We start from the raw sequence: 13,133 nt of genomic DNA, 5'->3' as shown, positions 1-13,133 counted from the left end.
CCGACACGGCGGCCGGCTCCCGCTCGACGGTGGTCTCCGTCGTCATCTGGCGTCTCTCCCTTGATCAGCAGATCCGCCGTTATTTGTACAGTCCCCCGGGATCTGGACGTCGATGTAGTCGTTGCCCACGGCGTCCGGCTTGACCTCGTACAGCTCGTAGCACCACGAGTCGTTGTCCCCGAAGTGGAACTGGTTGACCTCATACTGCCGGTCGTCGTGCTGCCAGACGTTGAGCGTCAGGGGGAGCGCGGGGGCCTCGGTGGCGAGGTTCCGGTTCTCCGCCACCAGGTCACCAGTGGACTCCACCAGGCCGATGAACTTCGTCAGGATGGGCCACGGCACCTGGCCGCCGTCGGCGTGGACGCAGACGTGATGGGCCGGCTTCGGCGTGAAGGGACCAACCGGAGTCGCGTCGGGGATGGAGATCGTGAGGTACGGGCCTGTGCCAGGGGCTCCGGTCAGACCGGTCAGCTCGTACTGCCAGGCATCGTCGGGCAGGCTGTACCCGGAGCTGACCTCGTACAGCTTGTCGTCGTGGAGCCAGACCTCCATCGCGCCATGATCGCAGAACTGATCAGCACGTGTCGTCACACATTCGTGCAGCAGCAGGGGCGGATAGGGCTGGGAGGGCTACGAGCGCCGCCCCCTGACGCCGCGCGGACCAGCCTCAGACAGCGGCGCCGTCACCACCGGTACCAGGCTCTTCGCAGCGCTCGCTGGGTGGGGCAATAGTTAGACCCCCTGAACGAATCAAGGGCCGTTTCCGATTGCTGGAAACGGCCCTTGAGCTGCGGTGGGCGATACTGGGATCGAACCAGTGACCTCTTCGGTGTGAACGAAGCGCGCTCCCGCTGCGCCAATCGCCCGCGAACACGAACTCTACCGCACCGACCCCGGCGGGCGCATCTCGGTACTGACGTGTCGGCTAGGGTGGGGGTCTATGGCGCTATATGCACTGCTCATCCTGCCTTCCGCCAATCGGGTGTACGCCGACTCGGCCGTCGAGTTGACTCGGGCCGAGTTGCTGGCGTTCGACCGGGGGGTGCTCGGTCGGCGGCTGTCGGACGTCGGGACCCGGGTGGTCGGTGGGGTGCCGTACGTGACGTTCGAGGCCGGGGAGCTCTCGGCGCGCGACGCCGCCGTGCTCGGGAATCTCTCGTCGGTCTACGCGCTGTTCGAGGTGGTCGGGGAGATGCTGCGGCCGGTGGAGCTCAAGCGGCTCGACCGGTTCGACGATGATCTCATCACCATCCAGAAGTACCAGGGGAAGACTAACGAGCAGTTCACCAAGCTGTTGCTCAACGTGACGCTGCTCGCCTCCGGCTTCGCGGCGGAGATGCTCGAGCGGCGGTTCCGGGTGTTCGATCCGCTCTGCGGGCGGGGGACCACGCTGAATCAGGCGCTCATGTACGGGTTTGACGCGGCCGGGGTGGACCGGGACCAGAAGGACTTCGAGGCGTACGCCGCCTTCATCCAGACCTGGCTCAAGCGTAAGCGGCTCAAGCACAAGGCCGAGTTCGGGCCGGTGCGGCGGGAGCGGCAGGTCGTGGGTAAGCGGCTGCGGGTCGAGCTCGCGGCGGACCGGGACGACTACAAGGCGGGGGCCACCCAGCTGCTCGACGTGGTGAATGCCGACACGATGCGTTCGGCCGAGTTCTTCAAGGACGGCTCGTTCGACCTGGTCGTGACCGACGCGCCCTACGGCGTGCAGCACGGTAGCCGCACGGCCGGCAAGGGGCTTGTGCGCAGCCCGGAGGACCTGCTCGCCGAGGCGGCGCCGGTGTGGGCGCGGCTGCTGCGGGCCGGCGGGGCGATGGGCGTCGCGTGGAACACGTTCGTGGCCAAACGGGAGCTGGCGGCGAGCCTGCTGGCCGACGCGGGGCTCGAAGTGGTCGAGGACGAGCCCTACCTGTCGTTCCGCCACCGCGTCGACCAGGCGATCATGAGAGACGTTCTGGTGGCCCGCAAGCCGGCCTAGGGCCAGGGGATCTCCGGGTCCGGGTGGAAGCCGACGCCCCAGTGTGTCCACCGTGGACCGTGGGTGGCCAGGCGTGCGCGGAACGCGGGCCAGTCGCGGGCCGGCTGCGGTGACCACGCCACCTCGGCGACCGCGGGCAGGCGTGGGAACGCCAGTAGGTCGATGTCGGCCTCGGTCTCCACCGTCTCGGTCCACAGTGGAGCTTCGACGCCGATGACGTCGGGGGTGCCGGGCAGCAGCGTCGCGGGATCCCAGTCGTACGCCGTCCGGACCGTGATGTGGCCGGCCCAGTCCAGGCCGATGCGGGTGTCCGCGTCGTACTTCATGTCGAGGTACACCCTGTTCGCCGGCGACAGCAGGACCCGGTCGCCCTTGGCGAGGGCCGCCCGCATGTCGTTGTCGGGGTCCGGCGTGTTGCCCCAGTACTGCGCGATCCGGCCCGGCTCGCGGTCGGCCGCACCGATCTGGTGCCAGCCGACGACCGTCTTGCCGGTCGCCGTGACGAGGGGCTGGACGCGGTTCATGAACGCGAGGTAGTCCTCCGGCGAGGTGCTCAGCGCCTCGTCGCCGCCGATGTGCAGATATGGGCCGGGGGTCAGTGCGGCGAGTTCCTCGAGCACCTGCCGCACGAACGTGTACGTGACGTCCAGGTCCGCACCGAGCGTGCTGAAGCCCACGTCGACGCCGGTGTACGGCGGCGGGGCGACGCCGTCGCGGTTCAGCTCGGGGTAGGCGGTCAGCGCGGCGTTGACGTGGCCGGGCATGTCGATCTCGGGCACCAGCGTGACGTGCCGCGCGGCGGCGTAGGCGACCAGTTCGGCGTACTGCGCCTTGGTGTAGTGGCCGCCCGGGCCGCCGCCGACCTGCGACGCGCCGCCCACGGTCGCCAGCCGCGGCCACGCGTCCACCGCGATCCGCCAGCCCTGATCGTCGCTGAGGTGCAGGTGCAGAACATTCATCTTGTACCGCGAGAGCCGGTCCACGAAGCGTTTCAGCACCTCGACGCCGAAGAAGTGGCGGGACACGTCGAGCATCGCGCCCCGGTACGCGTAGCGCGGGCGGTCGACGATCCGTCCACCCGGGACCGTCCACGGTCCATCCTGGACGGTGCGTGCGTCCACAGTGGATGGTAGGAGCTGCAGCAGGGTCTGCACGCCGTAGAACAGCCCCGCCTCCGTTCGGCCCCGAACGGTAACCCGCTCGGCGGTGACCTCCACCGTGTAGGACTCATCCGGAAAATCCGAAATTCCGGAAATGTTGGAACGGGCGCCCTCGATCGCGGCGGGCAGCAGGACGAGCTCGATCGCGGCGCCTGCGACTTCCACGACGGGCAGCGCGTAACCGGTCGGCGGTCGCAGGAGATCGGCGAGGTATCCGCCCAGGAATGCCGAATCGGAGCGGATCGTGGCGTCGGGGCGCAGCGTGAACGTGACCGACGGGTCCGGGACCACCTCGGCGGGGACCGGGATGACGTTCATCGCGCGGACAGCTCCAGACCTCGGGCGGACACGGGTGCCGTCAGCGCGTGCGCTGCGGGGGACGGCGCTGCTGTTGCGGCGGGAGTGGCGCCTGCCGCAGTTGCTGCTGCTGGTTCTGCCGGGCCTTGGCGGCCAGGCGGCTCAGGTAGATGAGCGCGCCGCCGAGGACGCCGACGTCGTCGATGTAGATCGGGTCGGGCAGCAGGTCGATCGGGCAGACGGTGTAGATGATCGCGCCCCACAGCACCCACTTGCCGCCGAGGCCCATCGACTGCAGATACTTGCCGGTCTTCCACACCCGGATGGCCAGGACGATCGCCAGCACCATGACGGCGATCAGCAGCAGCGCGCCGATCACGAAGAGTGCGAAGAACAACTCGTCCGACATGGATCGAGTCTAGAGGTGATACTGCCCCCATGCCCGTCAAGCCACCCGTCATCCTCAGCAACGCGCCCGGTTCGTTCCCCCAGTCGGTGCTTCGCGAACGGCACCCGGCGATCGTCGAACGGGTGCTGGCGGCGCATCCGTACCCTCCCGAGGTACGACCGCGGCTTGCAACGCTCTTGACCGAGCCCGTCGTGGAACCCCTGCCCGGCGGGGCGCACGACGCACAAGCCTGGGCCGCGTGGGGTGAGGGCATGTACGGCCGGTCGTGGTACGACGTGCCGTTCCTGTGGGCGGAGAACTTCTTCTACCGACGGCTGCTCGAGGCGGTCGGCTACTACGCGCCCGGGGCGTGGCGGGGCATCGACCCGTTCGGGCCGCAGAAGGCCGCCGACCTGCCGGGGCCGGCGGAGCTGGCGGAGCTCGACGCCTTGCAGGAGCTGCCGGAGGCGGAGCAGGCGGCGGGGCTGGTCGCGGCGGCGCTGTGGGGCAACCGGGCCGACCTGGGGTTCCGGCTGGTCGCCGAGGCGGCGCACCGGGTCGACGAGCTGATCGTCGACGACCGCGAGCGGCTGTGGGGGCTGGCGAACGGGGGCACGGTGGTGCTCGTCGCCGACAACGCCGGCCGGGAGCTGCTGCCCGACCTCGTGCTCATCGACTTCCTGCTGCGCACCGGCCGCGCCTCGCGGGTCGAGCTGCACGTCAAGCCGGCGCCGTACTTCGTCTCCGACGCGCTGACCGCCGACGTGCTCGCCGAGCTGCGCCGCTTCCCCGCGGGCAGCGTGATCGGCGGCCGGCTGGACGCGGCCCTGCGGGACGGCTCGCTGCGGCTGCACACCGAGGACTTCTACTGCGCGCCGCTGACGTTCCACGCGGCGCCGGACGCCCTCGCGGCCCGGTTCGCGGCGGCGGAGCTGACCATCCTCAAGGGGGATCTCAACTACCGCCGCCTGGTGGGGGATCGCCACTGGCCGTCGACCACACCGTTCGAGGAGGTCACCGGCTACTTTCCGGGCCCGGTCGCCGCGCTGCGGACGATGAAGTCGGACGTGGTGGCCGGACTGCCCGCGGGCGCCGAGCGGAGCCTGCCGCAATCATGGCGCACCAGCGGCGCTTTTGCCCTGGTTCAGGTGCGCGGCTGAGGCGGTCGTGGCGGTCGAGGTGTATGTGGGTCCGGCCCAGAACTTGCAGGAGTTCGTCATGCTGAGCACTCTGCCGTCAAGGACTTGGCGGGCACTTGCGGTCCGCTTGCGAAAGCCCTCAAGGGTGTCGGGCGTCACGTGCCGGGTCCGTGCAAGGGTTGATCCGTGAGCCGGATTCTCATCGTCGACGACGAGCCGCAGCTGGTCCGCGCGCTGCGGATCAACCTCGTGGCCAGGCAGTACGAGGTCGTCGTGGCGTCCGGCGGGGCCGAGGCGCTCCAGCGGGCCGCCGAGGCCAGGCCCGACCTGATCGTGCTCGACCTCGGGCTGCCCGACATCGACGGCGTCGACGTGATCCGCAAGCTGCGCTCCTGGACGCCGGTGCCGATCCTGGTGCTGTCCGGCCGGGCCGACTCCCGCGACAAGGTCGAGGCGCTCGACGCCGGCGCCGACGACTACGTGACCAAGCCGTTCAGCGTCGACGAGCTGCTCGCCCGCGTCCGCGCCGTCACCCGCCGGCTCGGCCCCGCCGACGAGCTCGAGCCGGTCCGCATCGGCGGGCACGAGGTCGACTTCGCCGCGCGCACGGTCAGCGGCGGGGTACACCTGACCAGGACGGAGTGGCAGCTGCTGGAGGTCCTCGCGCGCAATCCCGGCAAGCTGGTCGGCCAGAAGCAGCTCTTGCAGGACGTGTGGGGGCCGACGTACCTCAAGCAGACCCACTACCTGCGGCAGTACGTCACGCAGCTGCGCCACAAGCTGGAGGAGGACCCCACGCGGCCACGGCACCTGCTGACCGAGCCCGGCATGGGGTACCGCCTTCAGCCCTAATCAGCTCACCCTCGCGAGTGGCTTTTGCCAGGTTGGCCGGGGGTATCGCGTGGTCTCCCGATGGAGAGGAACGCGCGCATGCAACCTGAAGGCGACGATTTGGCGCCCCAGGCTGACGATGATGCCCCGGCCGCCACGGAGTTTGGAACCGGTACCGTCTCAGCCCCGCCCGCGGGCGCGCCACCCCCCGATAGCGGGGCGGCGGCCCCGGCGGTGAACGGTGCGCAATACCGGCCCGCCGGCGGCTCGTCATCGTCGCCGGCGGCGCTGGCGGGCCTGTGGAACGAGGCCGACCGGCAGCGGATCCGGGGCAAGTGGCAGGAGCTGCAGCTGCGCTTCATCGACGACCCACACCTGGTCGCGGGGGAGGCGGAGCGGCTCGTGCAGGAGGCGGTGGCCTCGCTCACCGCCTCGCTGGACGCCCGCCGCGGGCAGCTGCACCAGCAGCGGGCCGCCCGGGGCCTGGACACCGAGAACCTGCGTGCCTCCCTGCGCGACTACCGCGAGTTCCTCGACCGAATCCTCGGTTTGTAGAGAGCCTGTACAGAGAGGAGGACCCATGAACTCCACCACGATCACGATCGGGCTGGTGGTGCTCGCCCTGGCGGTGGGCGGCTGGATCCTGCTGCGCGGCGGCAAGGACGAAGAGGAGGAGACCGAGAACGCCGGCTCGGCCCCGCCGGGCCAGATGGGTCAGATGGGTCAGATGGGCCAGATGACCCAGCCGGGGCAGATGGGTCAGATGGTACAGCCGGGCCAGATGGCACAGCCGGGGCAGATGGGTCAGATGGGCCAGATGGGCCAGGCGGCTCCGGCCCCGCCGCGCCCCCCGACCGCCGGGGTACCGCAGAGCGCCCCCATGTCGGCGGTGCCCTACGGCCAGCCCGCCCCGGGCGGCTACGGCGCTCCCCCCGCCGCCGGGGTGTACGGCACGGCCAGCGGCCCGGTCGGCGGCATGTACGGCGCCGGTGGCGGTGGCGGTGGGCAGTTCATGTCGTCGGCTCCGCTGACCAGTGAGGCGCACGCGTACGAGGTGCGCACCCGCTGGCAGGAGCTGCAGCTGCGCTTCGTCGACGACCCGCAGACCGCCGCCGGCGAGGCCGAGCGGCTCGTCGACGACGCGCTCGCCGGGGTGACCGCCTCGCTCAACGCCCGCAAGGACCAGCTCAGCAGCTGGCGCGTGTCCGGGCGGGACGACACCGAGCAGCTGCGCGCGGCCGTGCACGGGTACCGCGACTTCCTCAACCATCTGGTCGGGACATGACATTCACGTCCGTTTGAGCGGAATACCTCCAGGACAGCCGCCTCGCCGCCGAGCGTGAACCGCGTGAGCGCGAAGGGCGCCACGCCGAGCTCGAGCTGCGCGACCTGGACGACCCGGCCGGCGCCGTTCGCGACGCCGACGCACTCGTGACCGAGCTGATCGCCGAGCGCGCCGGCGTCGCGTCGCGTCGCCGACCGCGGCGGCGCGACCTCCTGGATCGCCTCCTGGCACTGTGACAGTGCCGGATGCCGAAGGCTCGCCCGCCCCTGGACCAGCCCTTTTCCGATCAGCTACTCAGTGGTAACGTCCCGGTCCCGATCTCGGTACCGCTGAGTACCGGGGGTGAAACGCGCTTCGCTACGAGGTGACCGCATGACCGTCCACTTCGATCGTTCGGGCTCGGGGGAGCCGCTGGTGCTGATCCACGGGATCGGGCATCACTGGCGGGCCTGGGAGCCGGTGATCGGACCGCTGTCCCGCCACCACGACGTCATCGCCCTGGACCTGCCCGGGTTCGGCCACTCGCCCGCCCCGGAGGTGAACCAGGGGATGCCGACCGCCGTGGCCATGCTCGGCGAGTTCTTCGCCGGGCTGGGGCTGGACCGCCCGCACGTGGCCGGCAACAGCCTCGGCGGCGCGATCGCGCTCGAGCTGGCCGCCGCCGGGCTGGCCCGCTCGGCGACCGCGCTGTCCCCGGCCGGCTTCGCCACCCCGGCCCAGGTGCGCCGGGCCCTGGTGGTGCTGCGGAGCCTGCGCTTCGGCGCGTTCACCCCGACGCCGGTGCTGCGCGCCTTCTACCGCACCGGCTTCGGCAAGCGGTTCTCGTTCGGCGCGCTGGTCACCCGCCCCGGCGTGATCAGCGCCGAGCGCGCGCTCGCGGACACCCTCGCGCTGCGCGACGGCAAGGGGTTCGAGGCGGTGGCGCGGTACGGCGCCGAGTACGCCTTCGCCGGCGACCCGGGCGCGGTGCCGGTCACGATCGCCTGGGGCAGCCGGGACCGCATCCTGGAGCCGGTCCAGGCGCTGCGGGCCCGGGAGGTGCTGCCCGCGGCCCGCCACGTCACGCTGGACGGCTGCGGGCACGTGCCGATGAGCGACGACCCGGGCACCGTGACCCGGATCATCCTCGAGACGACCGCGGCGGTGCCGCTCAGAAGCGGATCAGCGTCCGGGCGCCCTGACCCGAGCGCATCCGGCCGAACGCCTCGCCGACGCCGGACAGGTCCACCTCGTCGGTGACGAGCGCGGCCAGGTCGAGCCGGCCCGCCCGGTAGTGCTCCAGCAGCACCGGTACGTCCACGGCCGGGTCGGTGCTGCCGTACATGCAGCCGACGATGGTGCGGGCGAAGTAGGCGACCTCGAGCGCGTTGAACGTGACCGGGTCCTGCGCCGAGCCCAGGCCGACGACCGTGGCGGTGCCGCCGCGGCGGGTGGCCGACCAGGCGGCGCGGATCGTCTCGCCGCGCCCGACGCACTCGATCGCGTGGTCGGCGCCGCGGCCGCCGGTCAGCGCCCGGATCTCCTTCGGCAGCCCGGCGTGCGGGGCCAGGAAGTGCGTGGCGCCGAGCCGCAGCGCCAGCTCCTCCTTGGCCGGCGCCGGGTCGACCGCGATGATCGCCGACGCGCCGGCGATGCGCGCGCCCTGGATCGCCGCGAGACCGACGCCGCCGAGGCCGATGACCGCGACCGTCTGGCCGGGCCGCACCTTGGCCGCGTTGGTGACCGCGCCGACCCCGGTGAGCACCGCGCAGCCCAGCAGCGCCGCCTCGGCGAGGGGGATGTCGGCCGGCACCGGGATGCAGGCGTGCGCGCCGACGACGGTCTGCGCGGCGAACGCGCCGGTGCCGAGGCCGGCGTAGACGGGCTCGCCGCCGGCGGTGGCGAACGGCACGGCCCGGGCGTCCTCGGCATGGGCGCACAGATACGGCTCGCCGGCCTCGCAGAACCAGCACGCCCGGCACGGCGGCGACCAGTTCAGCACCACGTGGTCGCCGGGCGCGACGTCGGTGACGCCCGCGCCCACCTCCACGACGACGCCGGCGCCCTCGTGGCCGAGCACGGCCGGCAGCGGCTGGCGCAGGGTGCCGTCGGCCAGCGACAGGTCCGAGTGGCAGACCCCGGCCGCGGCGAGGCGGACCCGCACCTGGCCCGGGCCGACCGGGTTGAGCTCGATCTCCTCGACGGCGAGCGGGCCGTCGAGCGTGCGTATGACCGCCGCGAGCGTCACAGCTGGATCGCCTTCACCGTCGTGAACTCCTCGTAGCCGAAGGTGCCGAGCTCGCGGCCGTAGCCGGAGTGGCCGACGCCGCCGAACGGGGCGATCGGGTTGAACGAGCCGCCGTTGACGTCGACCTGGCCGGTGCGCAGCCGCCGCGCGACGGCGACCGCGTGCTCCTGCGACGCCGACCAGACCGCCCCCGCCAGGCCGTACCGCGTCGAGTTCGCGATGCGCACCGCGTCGTCCTCGTCACGGTACGGGATGACGGACAGAACCGGCCCGAAGATCTCCTCCTGGGCGATGGCGGCGTCCGGGTCGACGCCGGCGAAGACAACCGGGGCGACGTAGTAGCCGACGTCCGGGACAGGGCCGCCGCCGAACGCCATCGTCGCGCCGTCCGCGAGGCCGCGCTCGATGTGGCCGAGCACCCGGTCGCGCTGCGCGGCCGAGGCGAGCGGGCCCAGCCGGGTGGCCGGGTCCGCGGGGTCGCCGACGGTGTACTTCGCGGCCGCGGCGACGGCGAGCTCAACCGCCTCGTCGTGGCGGGACTCGTGGACCAGCATCCGGGTCCAGGCCGTGCACGTCTGGCCCGAGTTGAGGTAGCAGTTGCCGACGCCGACCTTCACCGCGGCGGCGAGGTCCGCGTCGGGGAGGATCACGTTGGCGGACTTGCCGCCGAGCTCGAGCGCGACGCGGGTGACGTTGGCGGCGGCGAGCGCGGCGACCTTGCGCCCGGCGGCCGTCGAGCCGGTGAACGAGATCAGGTCGATGCCGGGGTGGCCGGCCAGCGCCGCGCCGGTCGGGTCGCCGTAGCCGTGGACCACGGTGTACACCCCGGCGGGCAGGCCGGCCTGGCGTACCAGCTCGGCGAGGCGGGCCGCGGACAGCGGGGCGACCTCGCTGGGCTTGTGCACGACGGTGTTGCCGGCCGCGAGCGCGGGGGCGACCTTGGCGATCGTCTGGTGCATCGGGTAGTTCCAGGGCGTGATCGCGCCGACGACGCCGAGCGGTTCCCGATGGATCGTGGAGTTGCCGACCGTCTCGGAGATCTCGGGCCGGTTCAGAATGTCGATCATCGACCGCAGGACCGCGAGCGGCAGCCCGACCTGGACCTTCTTCGCGACGGGCAGCGGCGCGCCCATCTCGGCGCTGATCAGCGCCGCGAGTTCGGGTGCGGCCGCGCTCATCGCGTCGAGCAGCGCGCCCAGGTGCGCGGCGCGCTCGGCGCGGGGGAGCGCGGCCCAGCCGGGCTGGGCGGCACGGGCGGCGGCGACGGCCGCTTCCACATCGCCGGGCTCGACGGCCCCGATGACCTGCTCGGTGGCGGGATTGATGACGTCGATCACGGTGTTGCCCCTTACGCGAACGCGCTCACGCCGGTGAGAGCGCGGCCGATGATGAGCTTCTGGATCTGGCTGGTGCCCTCGTACACGGTAGTGACCCGCGCGTCGCGCAGGTATTTGCCGACCGGGTACTCGTCGATGTACCCGTATCCGCCGAAGACCTGCAGGGCGGCGTTGGCGGCGCGGACCGCGGCCTCGCTGGCGAACAGCTTGGCGGTGGACGACTCGGTGGCGAACGGCAGCCCGCGGTCGACGAGGTCGGCGACTCGCCAGGTGAGCAGCCGGGCCGCGTCCGCCTCGACGGAGATGTCGGCGATGAGCTGCTGCACCAGCTGGAACGAGGCGATCTTGCGGCCGAACTGCTCGCGCTGGGTGGCGTAGCCGGTCGCGGCCTCCAGGCAGCCCTGGATGATGCCGACGCAGCCGGCGGCGAGCGACATGCGCCCCTTGGCCAGCGCGGCCATGGCGATCCGGAAGCCCTGGCCCTGCGCGCCGATGAGCGCGGACTCCGGCACGAACACGTCGTCGAAGCTCAGCATCGCGGTCGCCTGGCCGCGCAGGCCCAGCTTGCCGTGGATCTCGGTGACCCGCAGGCCGTCGGACGGCAGCGGTACCAGGAATGCGGAGACGCCCTTCGGGCCGGGCTCGCCGGTGCGGGCGAAGACCAGCACCACCGAGGCCCAGGTGCCGTTGGTGATGAACATCTTGGCGCCGTCGATGCGCCAGCCGCCCGGCGCGCGGGTGGCCCGGGTCGACAGCGAGCCCGCGTCGGAGCCGGTGTCGGGCTCGGTCAGGGCGAAGCAGGCGAGGTCGGCGCCCGAGCACAGGCGCGGCAGCCACTCGGCGCGCTGGTCGTCGGAGCCGAAGCCGAGGATGGTCTTGGCGACGAGGCCCAGGGAGACCGAGACGATGCCGCGCACCGACGAGTCGCCGCGGCCGAGCTCCTCCAGAACCAGGCAGTACGTCAGGTGGTCGCCGCCGCTGCCGCCGTACGACTCCGGGATCGTGATGCCGAAGACGCCCAGGTCGGCGAGCTTCTTGACGATCGACAGGTCGACCTGCTCGGCTCGGTCCCAGGCGGCGGCGTGCGGGATGATCTCGCGATTGGTGAACTCCGCGGCCATGCGGCGCACGGCCTGCTGCTCATCGCTGAGGGTCAGATCCATACCTGGTTCCTTAACTAACGTTGTTAGTTTCTAGGATCGTAACCATGGTCCGTCCCCGCACGCCACTGCTGAGCCGCGAGCGCATCGTCGAGGTCGCCACCGCGATCGTCGACGCGGAGGGCCTCGACGCGCTGTCCACCCGGCGGCTGGCGCGGGAGCTGGGCGTGCAGGCGCCGTCGCTGTACAACCACTTCGCCACGAAGGAGGAGATCGTCGACGCGATCGGCGACGCCATCGTGGCCGGCGTGGACCTGTCGATGCTCGGCCGTGACCCGTGGCCGGCGGCGCTGAAGGCGTGGGCGCGGGCCTATCGGGCGGCGTTTCGCGCCCACCCCAACGTCGTACCGTTCCTGGCCCGCGGCCCGGCGCGCCGCCCGTCGTCGCTGCGCCTGGCGGACGCGGTGTACGGCGCGCTGGTCGACGCGGGCTGGCCACCGGCGCAGGCGACCCGGATCGGCGCGGCGATGCGATACTTCGTGGCCGGCTCGGCGCTGGGCTCGTTCGCGCTGGGCTTCGTGGACGACCCGGCCCTGTACGCGGGCGACTACCCCCACCTGCGCGACGCCCACCGGCTCGCGGGCCGCCACGCCGAGGTCGACGAGAACGCGTTCGAGCTCGGCCTGGACGCGCTCATCGACGGACTGGAGCGCCGCTTCGCCGCCCTGTGACCGCGGCTTCGGGCGGCTATGCGGCGGCGTTCTCCGGCATGACCAGCAGCAGCTGGCCGCCCGGGCGGGTGCTCATGCGGACCGGCAGGCTCATCATGCGGCCGGCGCGGATCAGGACAGTCGCGGTGTCCAGGTCGGCGACGCGCAGGCCCGGGGAGCCGTTGCGAGCCGGGCCGGACACCGTCAGCACGCCGCGCCACGCCGCCTCGGCGAGCTGCCTCGAGTGGCGGAGCTGGCGGGGCGAGCGCGGCTCGGCCGGGGCGCCGCACAGGTCGAGGTAGCCCTGCGCCCACGCCCGTCTCAGGAAGGCCGAGGCCTCCGCGTCGGCGAAGACGCGGAAGATCTCGTAGCGGTGGCGGTTGCCCGCCGTGTAGCAGTGCACGCGCGCATCGCGGCCGGCGGTGGTCAGCAGCTCGGCCAGCCGGTCCGCGGCCACGGCGCGGCTGAACTCGGCCAGCACCCCGGACGGAGCCGGCAAGGAACGTGCCCGGATGCCCCCCAGCGCCCGGGCCCGTCCTCCTCCACCACTTACTCCGGTACATCGCACCAGCACGGCCGCCTCGAACGCGGCGACGGTCGAGGCGCGGTAGCGCTCACCGCTCGACACGATGTCCATCCGCACACCGTGGCAATTGCGGCCGCGCCGCGGGAACGGCCGCC

General features: G+C 72.1%; 14 protein-coding genes and 1 tRNA gene. 7 read left to right on the top strand and 8 right to left on the bottom strand.

What is annotated here, in order from left to right:
• Positions 1-42: 42 nt before the first annotated feature.
• Both ACGFI8_RS40660 and ACGFI8_RS40655 read right to left on the bottom strand, forming a co-directional pair.
• Positions 43-552 carry a hypothetical protein gene (locus ACGFI8_RS40660; RefSeq protein ID WP_392812895.1) on the bottom strand — a complete coding sequence of 170 codons (510 nt, stop codon included), beginning with the start codon at positions 550-552 and terminating at the stop codon, positions 43-45.
• Positions 553-794: 242 nt separating this feature from the next.
• Positions 795-866, bottom strand: a tRNA-Val gene (locus tag ACGFI8_RS40655).
• A 74-nt stretch (positions 867-940) separates the two neighbouring features.
• Here ACGFI8_RS40655 and ACGFI8_RS40650 point away from each other — a divergent pair.
• A complete protein-coding gene (locus ACGFI8_RS40650; RefSeq protein WP_392812894.1) occupies positions 941-1,978 on the top strand; it encodes a TRM11 family SAM-dependent methyltransferase in 1,038 nt (345 codons plus the stop codon).
• On the opposite strand, the gene ACGFI8_RS40645 is transcribed toward ACGFI8_RS40650, so the two are convergent.
• Together ACGFI8_RS40645 and ACGFI8_RS40640 are read right to left on the bottom strand one after the other, a co-directional pair.
• Complete coding sequence (locus tag ACGFI8_RS40645; RefSeq protein WP_392812892.1) at positions 1,975-3,456, bottom strand: beta-N-acetylhexosaminidase; 1,482 nt, start codon at positions 3,454-3,456, stop codon at positions 1,975-1,977. The genes ACGFI8_RS40650 and ACGFI8_RS40645 overlap by 4 nt on opposite strands.
• A gap of 40 nt (positions 3,457-3,496) precedes the next feature.
• Positions 3,497-3,844 (bottom strand): DUF1232 domain-containing protein, encoded by a 348-nt coding sequence (locus ACGFI8_RS40640; protein WP_392812890.1) that lies wholly within the window; start codon positions 3,842-3,844, stop codon positions 3,497-3,499.
• 29 nt (positions 3,845-3,873) lie between these two features.
• On the opposite strand from ACGFI8_RS40640, the gene ACGFI8_RS40635 reads away from it, so the two are divergent.
• From ACGFI8_RS40635 to ACGFI8_RS40615, 5 genes are all read left to right on the top strand, one after another.
• Positions 3,874-4,983: a damage-control phosphatase ARMT1 family protein gene (locus ACGFI8_RS40635; protein WP_392812888.1), complete on the top strand. Its 1,110-nt coding sequence runs from the start codon at positions 3,874-3,876 to the stop codon at positions 4,981-4,983.
• A 165-nt stretch (positions 4,984-5,148) separates the two neighbouring features.
• The gene (locus ACGFI8_RS40630; RefSeq protein ID WP_392812886.1) at positions 5,149-5,814 is read left to right on the top strand and encodes a response regulator; all 666 of its coding nucleotides are present in this window, start codon (positions 5,149-5,151) and stop codon (positions 5,812-5,814) included.
• A 213-nt stretch (positions 5,815-6,027) separates the two neighbouring features.
• On the top strand, positions 6,028-6,348 hold the full coding sequence (locus ACGFI8_RS40625; RefSeq protein WP_392812885.1) for a hypothetical protein: 321 nt from the start codon (positions 6,028-6,030) through the stop codon (positions 6,346-6,348).
• A gap of 25 nt (positions 6,349-6,373) precedes the next feature.
• Positions 6,374-7,078, top strand: a complete 705-nt coding sequence (locus ACGFI8_RS40620; protein WP_392812883.1) for a hypothetical protein — start codon at positions 6,374-6,376, stop codon at positions 7,076-7,078.
• Between the two features lie 372 nt (positions 7,079-7,450).
• Complete coding sequence (locus tag ACGFI8_RS40615; protein WP_392812881.1) at positions 7,451-8,317, top strand: alpha/beta fold hydrolase; 867 nt, start codon at positions 7,451-7,453, stop codon at positions 8,315-8,317.
• Here ACGFI8_RS40615 and ACGFI8_RS40610 read toward each other — a convergent pair.
• Genes ACGFI8_RS40610 through ACGFI8_RS40600 form a run of 3 tightly spaced genes read right to left on the bottom strand, consistent with a single transcriptional unit; the run spans position 8,229 to position 11,805 of the window.
• Positions 8,229-9,305: a Zn-dependent alcohol dehydrogenase gene (locus ACGFI8_RS40610; RefSeq protein WP_392812880.1), complete on the bottom strand. Its 1,077-nt coding sequence runs from the start codon at positions 9,303-9,305 to the stop codon at positions 8,229-8,231. The genes ACGFI8_RS40615 and ACGFI8_RS40610 overlap by 89 nt on opposite strands.
• Positions 9,302-10,642, bottom strand: coding sequence for an aldehyde dehydrogenase family protein (locus ACGFI8_RS40605; protein WP_392812878.1), 1,341 nt, complete (start codon positions 10,640-10,642; stop codon positions 9,302-9,304). The genes ACGFI8_RS40610 and ACGFI8_RS40605 overlap by 4 nt, the downstream gene beginning before the upstream one ends.
• An 11-nt stretch (positions 10,643-10,653) precedes the next feature.
• The gene (locus ACGFI8_RS40600) at positions 10,654-11,805 is read right to left on the bottom strand and encodes an acyl-CoA dehydrogenase family protein (protein WP_392812877.1); all 1,152 of its coding nucleotides are present in this window, start codon (positions 11,803-11,805) and stop codon (positions 10,654-10,656) included.
• A gap of 44 nt (positions 11,806-11,849) precedes the next feature.
• Here ACGFI8_RS40600 and ACGFI8_RS40595 point away from each other — a divergent pair, with 44 nt between their 5' ends.
• Entirely contained in the window at positions 11,850-12,473 is a 624-nt protein-coding gene (locus tag ACGFI8_RS40595; RefSeq protein ID WP_392812875.1) for a TetR/AcrR family transcriptional regulator, read from the top strand.
• A 16-nt stretch (positions 12,474-12,489) separates the two neighbouring features.
• Here the strand turns inward: ACGFI8_RS40595 and ACGFI8_RS40590 are convergent, their stop codons facing one another.
• A complete protein-coding gene (locus ACGFI8_RS40590; RefSeq protein ID WP_392812873.1) occupies positions 12,490-13,089 on the bottom strand; it encodes a hypothetical protein in 600 nt (199 codons plus the stop codon).
• Positions 13,090-13,133 lie beyond the last annotated feature (44 nt).

Origin of the sequence: Dactylosporangium sp. NPDC048998 (assembly GCF_043197855.1) — a bacterium.
Taxonomy (GTDB): Bacteria; Actinomycetota; Actinomycetes; order Mycobacteriales; family Micromonosporaceae; genus Dactylosporangium.
This window is presented reverse-complemented; position numbering and strand designations above follow the sequence as displayed.